This window comes from Nocardioides immobilis (assembly GCF_003515065.1).
GTDB classification, from domain to species: Bacteria; Actinomycetota; Actinomycetes; order Propionibacteriales; family Nocardioidaceae; genus Nocardioides; species Nocardioides immobilis.
Map to the genome: position 1 here is coordinate 1 of NZ_QXGH01000020.1, position 16,804 is coordinate 16,804.

Below are 16,804 nucleotides of genomic sequence, written 5' to 3' on the forward strand. Positions count from 1 at the left end.
CGATCGGCTTGTTGGTCTCTTCGACGATCCGGACAGCTCCCTCACGGAACTCCCGGTCGTACTTCTTCCGCTTCTCTGGCATCTCGATCCTCATTGTCGATGCCTCTACGGTCCGGGGGGAACCTCACTTCGACCAGTCCAAGCTTTCTCTGCGCAGAGGGCACTTCGGTGTTTTCTTACGCGCCGTTCAACGGCGGCTAGAGAGTTTCGCGTGTGGCCTATCCCTTGCGCGCTGCGATGAGTGTGGCCCGGATCGGGACGCGCACGAGGCCAGACTCGTCGGCGTACTCACCGAGCAGCTCCTCGGTGTCGGCAGTGATCAGCGCATACGTCTCCGGCAGGATCCGCTCAGCCAACGGTGTGGCCTGGATCTCAGTGTGAGCGACGGCGGCCGCAGACGGGAAGACGGCCACTCCGAGGCTCGAACGCCACTCCAGTAGCGACAGACCGGAGGCCGAGGTGAGCGCGAGCAGGCCGTCGACGTCGCCTTGGGACCAATACGTGCCGAGCAGAATTCGGGCCTCGGGGCCGGCGTGCCCGGCGACCAGGTCGACGAAGGGACCATACGCCGGCTGCTCGGCCAGCGGTGCGTAGGTTTGCAGCGCGACTACGCCGCCGGGCACCACCACGCGTGCCATCTCGGTCACCGCCCGGCCCGGGTCGGCGAAGAAGAAGAGGGCGGACTGGCACAGCGCGACGTCGAACTCGGCGTCCGCGAAGGGGAGGTCCTCGGCGTCGCCCTGCACCCACTCGAGGTCGGGCCGCGCCTCTCGGGCGACCTCGAGCATCGAGGGGTTGAGGTCGACTCCGACGACACGGCCGCCTGGCCCGGCGACGTCCCGGGCCGTCCGGGCGACCACGCCCGTGCCGCAGGCCACGTCGAGCACGGACTGGCCAGGGCGCACCCGCGCGCAGTCCAGCAGCTTGGGTGCCCACTGCCCGAAAAGGGCAGGGACGAAGAGCTCGTCGTAGGCCCGCGCCTGCTCGCGGGTGAGCTGAAAGGTCTCGGTCATGGGGCCACCTCCTGGGTTCGGGGAGACCTGACCAGCCTGGACCGGGTGCGCGTTCGAGACATCGGGCAACTGACCTATCCGTGGGCGCGTTCCGATGGCGATCATGGACGAGTGGCAACCGTTGAGAGCCTCGAGTCCGCCCGCGCTGCGTTCAGCGCCGGGCGCTGGGAGGAGGCACGGGCAGCCTTCGCCGCGTCGGCTGCCGTGGATGAGTCTGCGGACGCGCTCGACGGCTTGGGCCGGGCGTGCTGGTGGCTGGGCGACGTACGCTCCGCGATCCGCCACCGGGAGCGTGCCTTCACACTGCTGCGCCAGACGGGCCGAGACGACGAGGCGGCCATCGTCGCCCTCGACCTGTGCGTGTGGTACCTCACGAACCTCGAGAACGGCGCGGCGGCGAGCGGCTGGCTGGCCCGTGCTGCTCGCGCGGCCGAGCGCACGACGGACCGTGCGGTCCGGGGCTGGCTGGTGCTGATCGGCGCGTACCTTTCGTCCGACCCCAGGGAGCGATATGACGGTCTCGAGGTGGCCCGAGCGCTGGCCGTTCAGGCCTCCGACGACGGGTTGCACGCAATGGCGCTCGCCGACCTGGGGCTGCTCCGGGTGGCCGGCGGCGAGGTGGAGGACGGGATGAGGCTCCTCGACGAGGCGATGGCGACCACCCTGGGTGGGTACGAGGGGCGGCTGGAGGTTGTGGTCTGGTCGAGCTGCAACATGCTCGCCGCGTGCAGCTTGGTCGACGACCTGCCTCGCGCGACGCAGTGGTGCCGGGCGGCAGAAGAGTTCACGCAGGCCTACGGCTGCCCTTTCCTGCACGCGCGATGTCGGGCCCACTACGGCTCGGTGCTGGTCGCCGCCGGGCGCTGGGGTCTCGCGGAGCCCGAGCTCCTGCGAGCACTGTCGATGTCGGAGGACGTCGGACGCCAACCCTTGGTCGAGGCGAGGGCCGCTCTGGCTGCTCTCCGGCTCCGGCAGGGCCGGCTGTCCGAGGCCACCGAGCTGGTGGAGGGGCTCGACACCAGCGGCCCCCGCGCCACCCTGGTTGTTGCCGAGGTGCGGCTTGCCGACGGCCGAGGCAAGGAGGCCGCGGCACTGCTGCGCGCCGGGCTCGGGCTGCTCGAGGCGGACGACCCGCAAGGTGATCTGCTCGCGGCAGCCCTGAGCGAGGCGTATCTGGCCCTCGGTGACGTGCCAGGCGCTGCCGCGACGCTGGACGCTCGCCGGGCCGACCCGGCCAGGTCCCTGCTCCCTCGTGGGAGGGCCCAGCTGGCCCGCTGCACGGGGCTGGTCGCGGCGGCATCGGGCGACGCGGCGACAGCGGCGCGACGGCTGGCCCACGCGCTCGACGCGTTCGAGCGGCACAACCTGCCATTCGAGGCCGCCCGGACCCGGTTGGATCTGGCGAGGACCGTCGCTGCCGAGGATCCCGCGGCCGCTGCCGGTCACGCGGCGGGGGCGCTGCGCGACCTGAGGCGGCTGGGGGCGGCTGGCGAGGCGGCCGCGGCGGCCGCACTTCTGCGCGAGCTGGGCGTGGTCCCCGGACCGGAGCCCCGTGACCCCGGGGTGCTCACCAGGCGTGAGCAGGACGTGCTCGCCCTCGTCGCCGACGGGCTGAGCAACCCGGAGATTGCCGCGCGGCTGTTCCTGAGTCGCAAGACAGTGGCTCACCACGTGAGCAGCATCCTGACCAAGCTGGCCCTCCGCTCCCGAGCTGAGGCCGCTGCCTACGCCGCGCGTAACCGGGGGACGTCGTCGTGAAGGATCGCTTGGGCCGTTGCACGCGCGCGGGCAAGGCGAGATTATCGGGTGATGGGTAGGGACCCGGTCCCGACGTTCTGCCCGTTGTGTGTCTCGCGTTGTGGGGCGCTGGCCACCGTCACGGACGGGGCGTTCGTCGCGCTGCATCCGGATCCGTCCCACCCGACGGGCAAGGCCATCTGCTTGAAGGGCAAGGCTGCACCGGAGATCGTCTACCACCAGTCCAGGCTTCTGCACCCGCTGAGGCGGACCAACTCCAAGGATTCCGCGGACCCGAGGTGGGAGCAGATCACTTGGGACGAAGCGCTCGACACGGTGGCTGAGCGGATGATGGCTCTTGCTGCCTCGGACGGGCCCGAGTCGGTGGGGTTCAGTTCGAGCTCGCCCTCCACGTCGGCGATCAGCGACGCGGTGGACTGGGTTCAGCGGCTGATCCGTGCGTTCGGCAGCCCGAACTACTGCAACTACATGGAGTTGTGCGGGTGGGGCCGGTACCTCGCCCCGCTCTACACGTTCGGCTGCTCGGTCCCCGGCGCCTATCTGCCGGATCTCGAGAACGCCGGCTGCATCTTGTTCTGGGGGTACAACCCGTCCGTGGCCCGCCTCGCGCACGCGACGAGCACCGTTGCTGCAGTCGCGCGAGGCGCGAAGCTGATCGTCGTCGACCCGCGCAAAGCGGGTCTGGCCGCCAAGGCCGACCACTGGCTGCGGGTACGGCCCGGCACCGACGCGGCGCTCGCCTTGTCTCTCACCCACGTGATGATCGAGAACGGCTGGTACGACGCCGACTTCGTCCACGACTGGACCAACGCGGCCGACGAAGTCGACGGCCGTACCGTCTGTGGATCTGCTCGCGTCCCGCTGTGCCGACTACGCGCCGGACCTGGCAGCGGAGTTAACGGGAGTACCGGCTGCAGACATCGTCGCCGCGGCGCGGACGATCTGGGAGGCCCGGCCGGTCGCGTTCTACACCTGGAGCGGCCTGGAGCAGCACAGCGGCACCACGCAGACCATGCGCGCAATCAACGTCCTCTATGCCCTGACCGGCAGCCTAGACGTCCGCGGTGGGAACGTGTTGTTCGAGGCGGTGCCATCGAACCCGATCGACGGGGCGGAGTTCCTGTCCGACGCGCGCCCGCCGGCGGTGGGTGTCGAGGAGCGGCCGCTCGGCCCGGCCCGGTTCGAGTTCGTCACCGGCGAGGACTTCTACACCGCCGCCCTCGACCGACGGATCAAAGCCCTGGTGAGCTTCGGTGGCAACATGGTGATGGCCCACGCAGACAGCGCCCGCGGCCGCGAGGCGATGCGCCAGCTGGACTTCTTCGTCCAGGCCGACCTGTTCATGACGCCGACGGCCGAACTCGCCGACATCGTGCTGCCCGTGACGACGCCGTTCGAATCCGAGGCACTGAAGATCGGCTTCGAGTACAGCCAAGAGGCGCAGTCGCTCGTGCAGCTGCGACCGCCGCTCGTCCCACCCCGCGGCGAGGCCCGCTCGGACCTGCAGATCGTGTTCGACCTCGCCACGCGGCTGGGTCTGGGCGCGCACTTCTGGAACGGCGACATCGAGGCAGCGTTCCGCCATCAGCTCGCGCCGGGCGGGATCACCCTGGAGGAGCTGCGGGCGAACCCGGCCGGCGTACGCGTGCCGCTGACAACGCGCTACCGCAAGTACACCGACACCGGGTTCGCGACCCCGTCACGCAAGGTCGAGCTGTACTCGGCCACCTTGGCCACCCATGGCTATTCACCGCTGCCGGACTTCGAGGAACCTCTCACCAGCCCCCGCTCCCGGCCGGACCTCGCGGACCGCTACCCGCTGGTGCTCAGCTGTGCGAAGTCGCTGTTCTTCTGCGAGACCCAGCACCGTCAGGTCGCCGCCCTGCGCAAGAGCGCGCCCGACCCGCAGGTCGAGATAAACCCGTCCACGGCCGCGGCCCGCGGCATCACCGCCGGGGACTGGGTCTCCCTGGCCACCCCGCACGGCAGCATCCGTGCCCGAGCCAAACTCAACGCCAGCCTCGACCCGCAGGTCGTCATCGGCCAACACGGCTGGTGGGAGGCTTGCGACGAACTGGGAGCGCCCGGCTACCCGCCGTACGGGCCGGACAGCGCGAACCTCAACCTCGTGCTGCGCCAGACGCCGAGCGACCCGATCAGCGGCAGCTCACCCCTCCGCGCCTCGGTATGCGACGTCGCCCCGCTCAGCAATGCTCTCCTGACCGGTCGAGCCGCTGGCGCACCCTCCCCATGAACCTTCATCCGCAGGCCTTTCCGGCGGAGGAGATGGCAGAGGTGTTCACTGGGGCAATGGCACCCCCCAACGGCTGGTCAAGCGGCGTGTTGGCGGCTGTCGGGGGGACTCCGATGGTGGAGCTCCGACGTCTCGTGCCGCGCTCGGGAGCCCGGATCTTCGTGAAGTGGGAGCCGGCGAATCCCACCGGCTCGATGAAGGACCGGATGGCCGTCGAAGTGGTCCGTTCGGCCGCGGCGGACGGGCGGTTGGCGCCCGGCGGCCCCGTCGTGGAGTACACCGCCGGGACGACCGGCATCTCGCTCGCCCTGGTGTGTGCCGCGCTCCGCTACCGACTGCATGTGGTCTTCTCCGACGCATTCAGCGTGGAGAAGCGCAAGACGATGCTCGCGCTCGGCGCTGAGATCACCGACGAGCCGAGCGACGGCGGTCAGATCACCGAGGAGCTCATCAAGCGGATGATCGCCACCTCCCAGGTCATCAGCGAACGTCGCGGGCACTGGTGGTCCGACCAGCTCAACAACCACGACGGGTTGCGGGGCTACCTGCCCATGCGGGAGGAGATCTGGAGGCAGGCAGGAGGGCGGGTGGACGCATTTGTCCATGCCGTCGGGACCGCCCACTCCATCCACGGCGTTCCGCTGGGGTTCGAGGACACCGCCGCGCCACCCATGGTGGTGGCCGTCGAGCCGGCCGAGTCCGCCGTACTGTCGGGCGCTCCTACCGGTGCGCATCGCATCGAGGGCATCGGCATCGGGTTCATCCCGCCGTTGTGGCGGCCTGAAGAGGTCGACTCCATCGAGCAGGTGCGCAGCGACGACGCACAGCTGATGGCCCGTCGGCTCGCCGCCGAGGAAGGGATCTTCGCCGGTACGTCGACCGGGGCCAACGTCATCGCGGCCCTGCGGGTCGCCGAGACCCTGCCTTCGGGCGCGCGGGTGGTCACGATCGCCGTCGACTCCGGCCTCCGTTACCTCAGCAAGGCGCCCTACGTGTGACCGCCCAACCGTCATCACAATGGGTCATGTGCCCGCCGGCGTTTGGTGCTTGAGTGGAGCTGGCTTTCTCTAGGAGGTGAGCAGCATGACCGAGATGGTGGGGAGGATCTCAGAGTTGTGGCGGTTCCCCGTCAAGTCCATGGCCGGTGAGCAGCTGTCCGAGGCAGCGTTCATCACCCGCGGGCTGGTCGGCGACCGGGCCTACGCTCTCGTCGACGTCCAGACCGGCAAGGTCGTCAGCGCCAAGAGCGTGAAGACCTTTCCGGGCATCCTGGAGTGTCGGGCTGCATTTCTCGAAGAGCCCGAGGTGGGTGCGGAGAAGCCACCAGTGCAGATCACTTTCCCTGATGCGCGCTCGGTGACCAGTGACGACGCGGATTGTGACAGTGTGCTGTCGCGGTTCTTTGACCGGAAGGTGACGCTCAGCTCGGTGGCGCCGGAGAACTTCACCATCGACCAGTACCATCCCGATGTTCCTGAGGCGGATCCCGCCGGCCACCGCGACACCGTCGTCGAGACGAAGCTCGGCTCGGCCCTGTTCGCCGAAATCGGCGCGCCGTCACCGGTGCCCGTGGGCGCGTTCTTCGATCTGTTCCCGGTGTCGGTGATGTCCACGTCCACTCTCGACAAGCTGCGCAGCCTCCAGCCCGAGAGCCGCTTCGAGGCTCGTCGGTTCCGGATGAACGTCATCGTCGACAGCGACGCAGATGGGTTCGTCGAGAACGACTGGATCGACCGAACCCTCGCCCTTGGCCGGGGGCCCCGCGTCCAGGTGACGATGCCGGACCCACGCTGCGTGATGCCGACGCTGGCACAGGACGATCTGCCCAGGGACAGCGACGTCCTCAGGACGCTGGTGCGACACAATCGGCTGGAGTTGGAGGGGGAAGGCCGCTATCCGTGTGCGGGTGTCTACGGTGTGGTCGCAGCCACGGGCACGGCCCGAACCGGTGAAAGTGTGGTGCTCGTCTGAGGACGGCGTGACACATTGGCGTTCGTCGAGGGCCGGCTGGCGCCGGACGAAGTCGCCGAACCCGGGAATCGTAAAGGCAACGCCGCCGCGCCCCCTTGGGCGCGATGAGGCCGCGTTCGATCAGCTCGTCGCGTGGACGGCTCAGGGCGTTGGGGCTCCTGCGGATGCGGTCCGCGATCTCCTCGCGGGTCGCGCCTCCGCCTCCGCCTCCGGCGACACCTTGAAGGAAGCGCCGGTGCTGCGGTGTGGCGCGTGCCCAGCGTGCCCGGTGCAGGTTCTCCATCCCGTCATCCACCGCGGCTCGTGCACCGCGCACGTCGCCAGCGGTAATGGTGCCGCCCTTCTCCGGGCTGCCGCGGCCACCGCGGCGTCATCCCTCCTGACGTCGAGCTCGGCTGCCGGTGCCCGCAGCGCTTCCGCGGCCGCCAAGTCGGAGCGGCTTGAGGCTCGCGCGACCGAGGACGAAGTGACGGTGATTGCGCGCGCCGCTGAGCTCTTGAACGCGACAGTCTCCTCGTTCGTGGTGGGCGCCGCGGTGGAGAAGGACGAGGCGATTGTCGCGCGCGCGGAACGGACGCTGATGCCGGCGGCGCAATTCGACGCGATGATCGATGCGCTCGACGACACCACCGTCGTGCCCGAGGTCGTCGAACTCGCCTCGCGGCCGCGCCGAGTCGCGAGGCGGCGACGGCAACAGAGCCCGAGTTCGTCACAGGGCTGCTGAGCCCGGACCACGACGTGTCCGGGTTCGACAAGCGGCGAGCCGGAGACGGACAACTGGCTGCGCGCCAACGGGCTGCGAACCCAGCGACAGGGAAGCGCCCGCCCCGCGTACTGACGCGTCCGGATGACTTGAGGGTGCTCGGCTTCTATGCCGTGGCTCCGCACGACACACATCGGGAGGACCTCCCCGGTTCGGCGGCAGGTGGCCCGACTGTCGTCCCGGGGTATCTGATCGCGCAACTCGCTGTCGACCGAAGCCTGCAAGGTCACGACCTCGGGGGCGAGCTGCTTCTCGATGCTCTGGAGACGGTTGTCGCCGCGGCGCGTGCCGCGGGCGGACGCCTCGTGGTCGTGGACGCGGTCCACGAGCGCGGCTTGCACGTACGTCTTTGCGCCGCGTATGACTGTCAAGCACGGGCAGGCCTTGCGCTTGACGCTGCGGTCCATCCGTCCCGCAAACGGATCCATAACCGGGGGAACGGGAGAGCGATTCATCGGCCTGGAGGGCGATGGAAGCTCTGCGGGGCTCATGCAGTCGTAGCCGCGAAGCGGCAATGTCCTACCGCGAAGCGGCGTCCGCACAAGTGCGCGCCAAACCCGATTGGCGAGCAGGACCCCGGCGTGAGAACGCTTTCCAAGCCAGGCTGGCTGTATGGCCTCCTGGAGTCCGGCCCTTGCAGCGCGGACGTGGCTCACGGATGTTCTGTGATGAGCCGAGACAGCTCCTCGACGTGGGCTGCTGCTCGGTCGGCGAGCTTCGCGGCGTCCTTACTCCACCGGGTAGACCGATCCTCGCTGAGGTGCTCGATGGCGCGCCTCAAACTGGTGATCTTTGCCTGGTCCTTGAGGCCCTTCGCCGGCGCGATCCACACATTCATGTCGAGATACACGACTGCCGGCCGGCCGTTCAGGGTCCAGTCTTCACCCGCATCGCTCTATCTGTCGCTGAGCATTGGAAGCCATGCCGACGAGGTCGCGACCGTGTCACCGATCCTCTCGGCGAGTTGGCGGTCGCGATCGACGGTGGCGTGCTGGTAGATCGCCATGGCGGCTTGGGACGCGTGGCCCGCGCGGGCCTGGAGCTCGGCCGCGGTGGCGCCGTGCTGGCCGGCAAGGGTGAGCGCGGAGTGGCGCAGGCCGTGGATCGTGAGGTCGGGGCGGCCGGCGGCTTCGCGGGCGACCTTGTAGCGGTCGAGCAGGTAACGAGCGCTCATATGGTCCTTGCGCTCGCCGGGGAAGAGCAGTCCGTTGGACCCGGGCGCGGTGTGGGCGAGCAGGTGCGCGCGGAGCAGCGGGAGGAATGTCGGCGGCAGGTGGACGACGCGGATGCCCTTCTCGGTCTTCGGCGGCCCGATCACCCGGCCGCACTCGGGGCAGGCGCCATCGGCCTTCGGGTCGGCGTCCTTCTCGATCTTGCGGGTCACCGAGATCGAGCCCGAGGTCGGCTCGATGTCGCTGCGGCGGAGCTCGAAGATCTCGCCTTCGCGCATGCCGGCGAAGGCGGCGAGCACGATGAAGAGGCGCAGCCGCTCGGGCATGTTGTCGACGATGGTTGCCATCTCGTCGACGGGGGAGGGCCGCTGTGGGTTCTGCACGCGAGCGGTCGAGGCCCTCTGGATGCGCACCGGGTTGCGGTCGATCAGCTCGTCGTCCTCGGCGGCAGCCATCAGTGAGCGGAGCAGGCGATAGGCCGCGGCGTTCGCGGCGGGCGTGTTCTTGGGCAGCGCTTCGTGCCAGCTGCGCACCGACTCGCGGGTGATCTGCTTCAGCGGCGTCGCCCCGAACGCGGGGAGGAGCGTCCGGTCGAGCAGCCCGCGATACTCCCGAAGCGTTTTCGGCCGGAGGTCGCGCGAGGCGAGATATCGCTCGGCGTGCACGGCGAAGGTGTTCGTCGCGTCGAGCCGGGCCTGCTCCTTCGCGGCCTGGAGACGGGCTTGGGCGGTGACGTACGCCGACGGGTCCTCCATCAGGGCGCGTTCCCTCTTGACCCACTCCTCGGCGTCGATCTGGGCCTTGAACGTCGAGGGTGCGGTGACCGTCGCGCCGTTGGGAGCGGTGACGCGGGCCTGCCAGCGGCCCTCGCACCGACACCGCTGAGCCTTCGGGCACGGCTTCATATGCGTGCCGCGGCCACCGCAGGTGCAGCGCTGCCGGTGGTGGCAGGAGCGCAGGTGGACCTTGCGGACGTTGCCCGCCGCTGCCCTTCTGGCCATTGCCACCGCCTCTCGGTGGTGCCAGATTACCTCAAGTGGTGCCAGAGTGGTGCCAGATGGACGGGTACCCGTGTCCACTTCTGACCGTAAATCCGCAGGTCAGCGGCTTGGGTCACGCGGGGGGACGCTTCTATCACCCCGCTTTGCAAGCAGGGGGTTAGGGGTTCGAGTCCCCTAGGCTCCACCACGAGAAACCGCAGGTCAGCCTGCGGTTTCTGTCGTTCTCGGTCGTCGCCGACGAGATCGATCGGCGGCAGGTATGCCAGATATATGCCAGATTGACCCAAGTTGTGGCGGCCCTGCGTCGATGTCAGCACCACGAGGAGGAACCGTGACCGACACGTCGGGGCGTCAGAGGTTCTTGGCGAAGAGCTCGCGCTCGGACCGGGACGTCTGGATGAATGGGCACGACCTCCCGCTCGCGATGGCGGTGTGGTTGGGTCGCGACACGGACAAGCGGATCTTGAAGCTACTGGCGACGGACAAGAAGATCCAGGCGAGCATCGTCGGTGGGTTGTGCGACCTCGTCACGCTCCTGGCCGAAGCCGTTGCTGACAGCCATCCCGAAGCGAGAGACCGACGTGACGCCGTTCGTGCGATTGTCGGTGGCCACTATCCCGAGCTCGCGGACTGAGGCTGCTGCCGGAGCCGTCACGGTCAGGGTGCGATCGCCCGGACGTAATGAGCCCCGCGACGTTCACCAACCAGGCGAAGTTCCCCGGCGTCGGTGAGGCGTTTGAGTGCAACCCGCGCCTGACCGGGCGCCAGATGACACAGCTCAGCGGCCTTACCGCGGGTGATGCTGCCGAACTGGTCGACGTACGCCAGGATCATGTGGTCCTGCTGGATTGGGTCGGTGTCCTGCAGGCGCACATATGCGCTCGCTTGAGCGAGCCGGAAGAACGAAGCCGTCAGGTGGTGGCGACGGTTGCGTCCGTTCCCCCGGGACTCGACTAGACCCATCTCAGCGAGCCTGGTGACGTTGGCGCGAACGACCGATTCGGACTCGTGAGTGGCTTGCACGAGTTCGCTGGTGGTTTCGGGTCCCATGGCCTTGATCTCGTGCAGGATCTGCAACTGGGTCAGCTGGAGCGTTCGTCCGTTCGACTCCTCGTACTCAACCACGAAGCGGACCATCTCGAGGTCCGCGTCGCTGGTCGGGATCTGAACGATCACGGCGCTGTTGTTCGACGCCGAGTAGTCGGGGACGCCGCGGCCCGCGCGCAGCAACTGGCCGTACATCTCGCGGATGCCACGCCCCGCTCGGTCGACGATGCCCGCGCGTTTGAATGCCTCGGCCAAGATCGCGCTGCGTGGCTTCGAGTCGTCGAGGAAGTTCTTCAGTGTGATACCAGCCGGAAAGCCACCGGGGCTCTTGACCCGGAACTGATCGTCCGCGAGTTGGACCGAGATAGGACCGATCTCGGAGTAGTCGCGGTGCACCAGTGCGTTGGCGATCGACTCGCGGACGGTTCCCTCCGGAACTCGCGGAATGCCGATTCGGTGGAGGCCCACCATCAACTCTTGTTCTGAGTTGCGGACCTCGATGAGCTCGAAGAGGCGCTCGGCGGCGCGGAAGAGGGACAGCCTCATCGTCTCGTTGGTGGTGACCGTCGTGCCGCCGAACTCCTGAAACACGGCTTCGGCCGTGGGGACGAAGCGCTCAAGGGAGGCGGATGTGCCGAAGAGCAGGATCGCTCCGAGAGTGAGTTCGTTGTCGTGCTCCGGGAGGACCAGACGAAGGCTGCGTAGGATCTCTTGGTCACTGAGTTCGGCGAGCGCGCGGTCGCCTTTCCCGGCCGCGCACATGCGTCGGAACCGGTCGAACTCCGCGGGGTCAAGGTGGTCGATCCGCGCTCCGCGCGCGGGTGTCGCTGCGTAGTCACGACCTTGTGCCGTCAGTCCCACCGACAACATCTCGTGCAAGGGGTATGCGACGCACTCCGGCTTCCCGTCCGCCCGCAGCGAGCGCCTCAGGTACTTGCCGGACTTGGAGCCCACAGGAACTGGTGCCTTAGGCACCTCGATCGCGGCCACCGGCAGGCCGGTCATGTCCACCATCTCGACGTCGGTCGCCAAGGGCGACTCGGTCTTGTTGAGGATCATCGCCTGCAGCAGGTGCGGGTGGGTGGTTGCGCCGTGCCGAGGCTCCAGGCCGGTGATCGTTCCGTCGTCCTCGACCCCGATCAGCAGGAGGCCGCCATCGCCATTTGCCATGCAGATGACTGCGTCCACGATGTCGGTGTCGCTCATCGCCGACCTCTGGCCGCGTTTGAACTCCACGGTAAAGGACTCGCCAGCGGCGATCACCTGTGCGAGCTCGTCCGGAGTCATGGACACCATAGTTATGCATAGTTATGGCTCTGGCAAGTAGGCACGCTGGCCGTGTCCATAACTATGCATTGTTCGCTCATTAACCGCGCTGGAGCACACCATGGACGATTGGAAGCGAACGACGGCGTGCCCGTGGGCGAAGACCCGCGGCGCGACACCGAGGAAGGCCTCGTGCAATGAGCTCGGCACCGACGCGCGCGCAGGCGAGCCCGCGGTTTGGCCATCCCCAGCCGTCCCGCATCCCCCACTCGATCTCCACTCGGCGCGAGAACTGCCGCTCCAGCTCGACGGCGGTCGCCGCGGCACGGGAAACCGCGGGTCAGACCGCGGCTACGAGAAGAAGCTGCCCGGTCAGGGCGAGGGCGAAGCCTACGATCAGGCTGGCCGCGGCGTCACCGCGAAACCGTCCGGCGCTACCGACGGCGACGATTATCGCGCCGCGAACGATGCCGACCGTTCCCAGAGCCAGACACGTGACGGCGATCCAGACCACGTGCGGGTTCCTAGTCCGCGTCGGTTTCGAGGACCTTGACCGCGATGCCGGCTGCGAGAAGCGGGAGCGACGCAAGGAGCACCATCGCCAGATCGAGGCTGCGGTGGAAGACGCGCTCGGACACCACGATCAATGGCGATCCTCCGAAGATGATGATGAGCATCACGGCTAGCGCGGCCTGAGCTCGCCTCTCTCCGCTCATGCGATCGATCATGCAGGATGTGCTCACGGTGGACGACGGTGTTGTCCGCGCGGCTGTGTTAGGGCTGTGTTAGGACCGCGCGTGCCGTCGACGAGAGGAAAGCGTTGGGAAAGACTCGGCGGAGCATGACCCATCCAGCACGGATCGTCCCCCTTGCGTTTCTGAGCGCGATCATCATCGGCACCGCCCTGCTTTCGCTGCCGATCTCGACCCCTGGGCCAACGCGACCGCCGATCCTGACCGCGGCGTTCACCAGCGTCTCTGCTGTGTGCGTGACCGGGCTGACGACGGTCGACACCGCGACGTACTGGTCGCCGTTCGGGCAGGTCGTGATCATGGCGCTCATCCAGGTCGGCGGGTTCGGGATCATGACACTGGCGACCCTGCTCGGGCTGCTGGTCGGTGGGAAGCTCCGGCTGAAGTCCTCGTTGATCGCGCAGACCGAGACCAAGACCCTCAACATCGGGGACGTGCGGCACGTGATCCGCCGGGTCGCTGTGACGATGCTGTTGTTCGAGGTGTTCTTCGCGTTCGTCCTGACCGTCAGGTTCCGGATCCGGTACGACGAGAGCCTCGGCGAGGCTGTCTGGCACGGAGTGTTCCACTCCGTCTCGGCGTTCAACAACGCCGGTTTCGCGCTCTACAGCGACAACCTGATCGGGTTCGTCGACGACGCCTGGATCGCCTCCCCGATCTGCGTTGCGATCATCGCCGGCGGCATCGGGTTCCCCGTCCTGTTCGAGCTGCGCCAGCGGTGGCGTCGGCCGTCGATGTGGTCGGTCCACACCAGGCTCACCGTGTACGGCTCCCTGCTGCTCCTGGTCCTCGGGACGGGCGCGTTCCTGGCGTTGGAGTGGACCAACGCGGGCACCCTCGGCCCGTTGTCTCCCTGGGGCAAGATCGTCGGCGGGGTGACCGGCGGCGTCGTACCGCGGACCGCGGGCTTCAACAGCGTCGACTACGGCCAGATCACACCGGAGACCCTCGCGGTCAACTACGTGCTGATGTTCATCGGCGGCGGTTCCGCCGGCACGGCCGGCGGGATCAAGGTCACCACCTTCTTCCTGCTCGCTTACGTCATCTGGTCCGAAGTCCAAGGCGAGCAAGACACGAACATCGCCCACCGGCGGATCAGCGGAGATACCCTGCGGCAAGCGCTCACCGTCGTACTCCTGGCCATCGGCGCGATCGCGATCGGGACCATGATCATCCTCCTTGCGACCGGCTACACCCTTGACGTCGTGCTGTTCGAAGCCATCTCCGCGTTCGCCACGGTCGGCCTGTCCACCGGCATCACCGCAGATCTACCGCCCACCGCCCAGCTCACCCTGATGGCCCTGATGTACATCGGTCGAGTCGGCACCATCACGGTGGCGTCCGCCCTGGCCCTGAAGTCACGCCACCGCCACTACCACCTTCCAGAGGAGCGACCCGTCGTTGGCTAAGTTCAGGAAGTCCGACTCCACCTCGGTCGTCGTCATCGGGCTCGGTCGCTTCGGCTCCGCCGTGGCGTCGTCGCTGGTCCAGATGGGTCAGGAGGTGCTCGCGGTCGACGAGGACCAGGCGCTGGTTGAGCGGTGGGCAGATGAGCTGACCCACGTGGTCCAGGCCGACAGCACCGATGACCAAGCCCTTCGGCAGCTCGGAATCGCCGACTTCGATCGGGCAGTCGTCGCCATCGGCGACGACATCGAGGCCAGCGTCCTCACCGTCCTCGCCTTGGCCGAGGCCGGGGTGAAGGACATCTGGGCCAAGGCCATCACCCGCAAGCACGGGCGGATCCTTCAACGCGTCGGGGCGTCCCACGTCGTCTACCCCGAGTTCTCCATGGGCGAGCGGGTGGCGCACATGCTCACCGGCCGGATGGAGGACTACATCGAGTTCGACGACGAGTTCTCCATCGCACGCACCCTCGCCCCGCCCTTCACCTGGGACAAGACGCTCGCGGAGTCGGCGCCCCGGACCACTCATGGAGTGACCGTCGTGGGGGTGAAGCGGGTGGGACAGGACTTCACCTACGCGCGCCCCGAGACCGAGGTGCGCGCGCACGACCACCTCATCGTCTCCGGCCCGACCCGACTGGTCGAGAAGTTCTGCCAGAGCCGCTGAACCGGGCTGGCTAGGGGTCGAAGCGGTACCCCATGCCTGGTTCGGTGCGGAAGTACGCCGGTCTTGCCGGATCCGGCTCCAGCTTGCTGCGGAGCTGCGCCATGTAGAGCCGCAGGTTGCCCTGGGCCGTCTCGTAGCCAGGGCCCCACACCTCGAGGAGCAGCTGCCGCTGGCTCATCAGCTTCCCCGGGTTGCGGACGAGCACGGCCAGCAGCTGCCACTCCGTGGGAGTCAGCCGCACCTCGTCCCCACCGACGGTCACCCGCGTCGCAGCCAGGTCGACGACCACCTCGCCGAAGGAGACCAGCGGCTCATCCTCCGTCCCACTGCCTCGGCGCAGCATCGCCCGCAGTCGCGCCAGCAGCTCGTCCATGCCGAACGGCTTGGTGACGTAGTCGTCGGCACCGGCGTCGAGAGCGTCGACCTTGTCGCCGCTGTCGGACCGACCCGAAAGGACCAGGATCGGCACACTCGTCCAGCCGCGAAGGCCAAGGATGACCTCGACGCCGTCGATGTCGGGCAGACCGAGATCCAGTACGACGAGGTCGGGCCGCTGCTCCGCCGCGACACGAAGCGCGCCGGCACCGTCCGCGGCGGTGACCACTTCGTATCCGCGTGCGGCGAGGTTGATCCGCAGTGCCCGGAGGATCTGTGGTTCGTCATCGACGACAAGGACCCGGGTCATGCGGGCCTCGCGATTGGCAGGGTGACGACCATCGTCAGGCCGCCACCGGGGGTCTCGGTCGGGGTGACCGAGCCACCCATCGCATCGACCAACCCGCGGGCGAGTGCCAGTCCGAGACCAAGCCCGGTCCCGGTGTCGCCCAGCCGCTGGAAGGGCTGGAACACCTCCTCCCGGGCCGCCTCGGGGATCCCGCGACCACGGTCGATGACCTGCAGCCGCACGTCCTCGCCCACGGCGTCGACCCGGACCACCGGCGGTTCTCCAACTGGGGCGAATCGCTGCGCGTTGGCCACGATGTTGGCGATCGCCCGCTCGAGCAGGCCGGCGTCGGCAACGACGTCGGGGAGCCCTTCCTCGACATCGAGCACGACGGCTCGTGGTTCGACGCCCAGGTAGTCGAGCGCCCGGGCGAGGACATCCTCAATGGCCGTCGGCCGGGAGTGGATCGGCAGTGCGCCGGCCTGGAGGCGACTCATGTCGAGCAGGTTGTCGACCAGACCGGTCAGGCGATCGAGGGCGCCATCAGCCGCCTCGAGCAACTCACGCCGGTCGGACTCGGTGAGGGTGACGTCCTCGGCGCGCAGGCCGGACACCACCGCCTTCGCGGCCGCGAGCGGCGAGCGCAGGTCGTGGCCCACCGCCGTCAGGATCGCCGCCCGCAGCCGGTCCGCGGCCTCGATCTCCGCAGCCGCCGCGGCAGCGGTGGCCCGACGCTCGGCGACGTCGACGAGCCAGCTCACCATCACCGCCACCAGCACGAACGCACAGAGCGCGACGACGTTGTCGGGGTCGCTGACGGTGAGCCGATGGTAGGGGCGGGTGAAGAAGAAGTTGAGCACTCCGGCAGAGACCACCGAAGCGACCAGGGCGGGGCCTAGGCCGCCGACCAACGAGGCCGCCACAACGAGCACCAAGTAGACCGCGACGTCACCGGCGAGATTGAGCGTGCCGCGCAGCGGGACGAGACCGGGCAGCAGCATGGCAGGACCGCCGACCGCGAGACCGTAGCCCCAGACCCGGCGGCGCGCGCTGAGGCTTCCTGACCGCAT

Annotated in this window: 15 protein-coding genes and 2 pseudogenes; 9 read left to right on the top strand and 8 right to left on the bottom strand. The window is 68.3% G+C overall.

Annotated elements, in window-relative coordinates; all coding sequences use genetic code 11:
* Nucleotides 1-218: 218 nt before the first annotated feature.
* The gene (locus D0Z08_RS16265; protein WP_118926309.1) at nt 219-1,013 is read right to left on the bottom strand and encodes a class I SAM-dependent methyltransferase; all 795 of its coding nucleotides are present in this window, start codon (nt 1,011-1,013) and stop codon (nt 219-221) included.
* Nucleotides 1,014-1,124: 111 nt separating this feature from the next.
* Between D0Z08_RS16265 and D0Z08_RS16270 the strand changes: the two genes are divergently transcribed.
* The 6 genes and pseudogenes from D0Z08_RS16270 to D0Z08_RS32175 all read left to right on the top strand — a co-directional run bounded on the left by D0Z08_RS16270 (nt 1,125) and on the right by D0Z08_RS32175 (nt 7,720).
* Entirely contained in the window at nt 1,125-2,771 is a 1,647-nt protein-coding gene (locus D0Z08_RS16270) for a helix-turn-helix transcriptional regulator (protein ID WP_118926310.1), read from the top strand.
* A 51-nt stretch (nt 2,772-2,822) separates the two neighbouring features.
* Nucleotides 2,823-3,545 (top strand): annotated as a pseudogene (locus tag D0Z08_RS33745) (molybdopterin-dependent oxidoreductase); the annotation flags it as partial.
* Between the two features lie 67 nt (nt 3,546-3,612).
* On the top strand, nt 3,613-5,025 hold the full coding sequence (locus tag D0Z08_RS33420) for a molybdopterin-containing oxidoreductase family protein (RefSeq protein WP_220454215.1): 1,413 nt from the start codon (nt 3,613-3,615) through the stop codon (nt 5,023-5,025).
* A 104-nt stretch (nt 5,026-5,129) separates the two neighbouring features.
* Nucleotides 5,130-6,023, top strand: a pseudogene (locus D0Z08_RS16280) (PLP-dependent cysteine synthase family protein); the annotation flags it as partial.
* 85 nt (nt 6,024-6,108) lie between these two features.
* On the top strand, nt 6,109-6,996 hold the full coding sequence (locus D0Z08_RS16285) for an MOSC domain-containing protein (RefSeq protein WP_118926312.1): 888 nt from the start codon (nt 6,109-6,111) through the stop codon (nt 6,994-6,996).
* Between the two features lie 268 nt (nt 6,997-7,264).
* A complete protein-coding gene (locus D0Z08_RS32175) occupies nt 7,265-7,720 on the top strand; it encodes a type II toxin-antitoxin system TacA family antitoxin (RefSeq protein WP_182481337.1) in 456 nt (151 codons plus the stop codon).
* Between the two features lie 691 nt (nt 7,721-8,411).
* Here the strand turns inward: D0Z08_RS32175 and D0Z08_RS16295 are convergent.
* Nucleotides 8,412-8,597 carry a hypothetical protein gene (locus tag D0Z08_RS16295; RefSeq protein ID WP_147381444.1) on the bottom strand — a complete coding sequence of 62 codons (186 nt, stop codon included), beginning with the start codon at nt 8,595-8,597 and terminating at the stop codon, nt 8,412-8,414.
* A 57-nt stretch (nt 8,598-8,654) separates the two neighbouring features.
* The gene (locus D0Z08_RS16300) at nt 8,655-9,932 is read right to left on the bottom strand and encodes a tyrosine-type recombinase/integrase (RefSeq protein ID WP_118926315.1); all 1,278 of its coding nucleotides are present in this window, start codon (nt 9,930-9,932) and stop codon (nt 8,655-8,657) included.
* 331 nt (nt 9,933-10,263) lie between these two features.
* Here D0Z08_RS16300 and D0Z08_RS16310 point away from each other — a divergent pair, with 331 nt between their 5' ends.
* The gene (locus D0Z08_RS16310; protein WP_118926316.1) at nt 10,264-10,566 is read left to right on the top strand and encodes a hypothetical protein; all 303 of its coding nucleotides are present in this window, start codon (nt 10,264-10,266) and stop codon (nt 10,564-10,566) included.
* Nucleotides 10,567-10,589: 23 nt separating this feature from the next.
* Here the strand turns inward: D0Z08_RS16310 and D0Z08_RS16315 are convergent, their stop codons facing one another.
* The 3 genes from D0Z08_RS16315 to D0Z08_RS31685 all read right to left on the bottom strand — a co-directional run bounded on the left by D0Z08_RS16315 (nt 10,590) and on the right by D0Z08_RS31685 (nt 12,961).
* Entirely contained in the window at nt 10,590-12,266 is a 1,677-nt protein-coding gene (locus tag D0Z08_RS16315; RefSeq protein WP_118926317.1) for an RNA-binding domain-containing protein, read from the bottom strand.
* Nucleotides 12,267-12,585: 319 nt separating this feature from the next.
* Entirely contained in the window at nt 12,586-12,759 is a 174-nt protein-coding gene (locus D0Z08_RS32180) for a hypothetical protein (RefSeq protein WP_182481338.1), read from the bottom strand.
* Nucleotides 12,760-12,769: 10 nt separating this feature from the next.
* A complete protein-coding gene (locus D0Z08_RS31685; protein WP_147381445.1) occupies nt 12,770-12,961 on the bottom strand; it encodes a hypothetical protein in 192 nt (63 codons plus the stop codon).
* A gap of 125 nt (nt 12,962-13,086) precedes the next feature.
* Between D0Z08_RS31685 and D0Z08_RS16320 the strand changes: the two genes are divergently transcribed.
* Both D0Z08_RS16320 and D0Z08_RS16325 read left to right on the top strand, forming a co-directional pair.
* Nucleotides 13,087-14,406: a TrkH family potassium uptake protein gene (locus D0Z08_RS16320; protein WP_118926318.1), complete on the top strand. Its 1,320-nt coding sequence runs from the start codon at nt 13,087-13,089 to the stop codon at nt 14,404-14,406.
* Nucleotides 14,399-15,070 carry a potassium channel family protein gene (locus tag D0Z08_RS16325; RefSeq protein ID WP_118926319.1) on the top strand — a complete coding sequence of 224 codons (672 nt, stop codon included), beginning with the start codon at nt 14,399-14,401 and terminating at the stop codon, nt 15,068-15,070. Before D0Z08_RS16320 ends, D0Z08_RS16325 begins: the two co-directional genes overlap by 8 nt.
* A gap of 10 nt (nt 15,071-15,080) precedes the next feature.
* On the opposite strand, the gene D0Z08_RS16330 is transcribed toward D0Z08_RS16325, so the two are convergent.
* Nucleotides 15,081-15,755, bottom strand: a complete 675-nt coding sequence (locus D0Z08_RS16330; RefSeq protein ID WP_118926320.1) for a response regulator — start codon at nt 15,753-15,755, stop codon at nt 15,081-15,083.
* Entirely contained in the window at nt 15,752-16,804 is a 1,053-nt protein-coding gene (locus tag D0Z08_RS16335; protein ID WP_182481339.1) for a sensor histidine kinase, read from the bottom strand. The genes D0Z08_RS16330 and D0Z08_RS16335 overlap by 4 nt, the downstream gene beginning before the upstream one ends.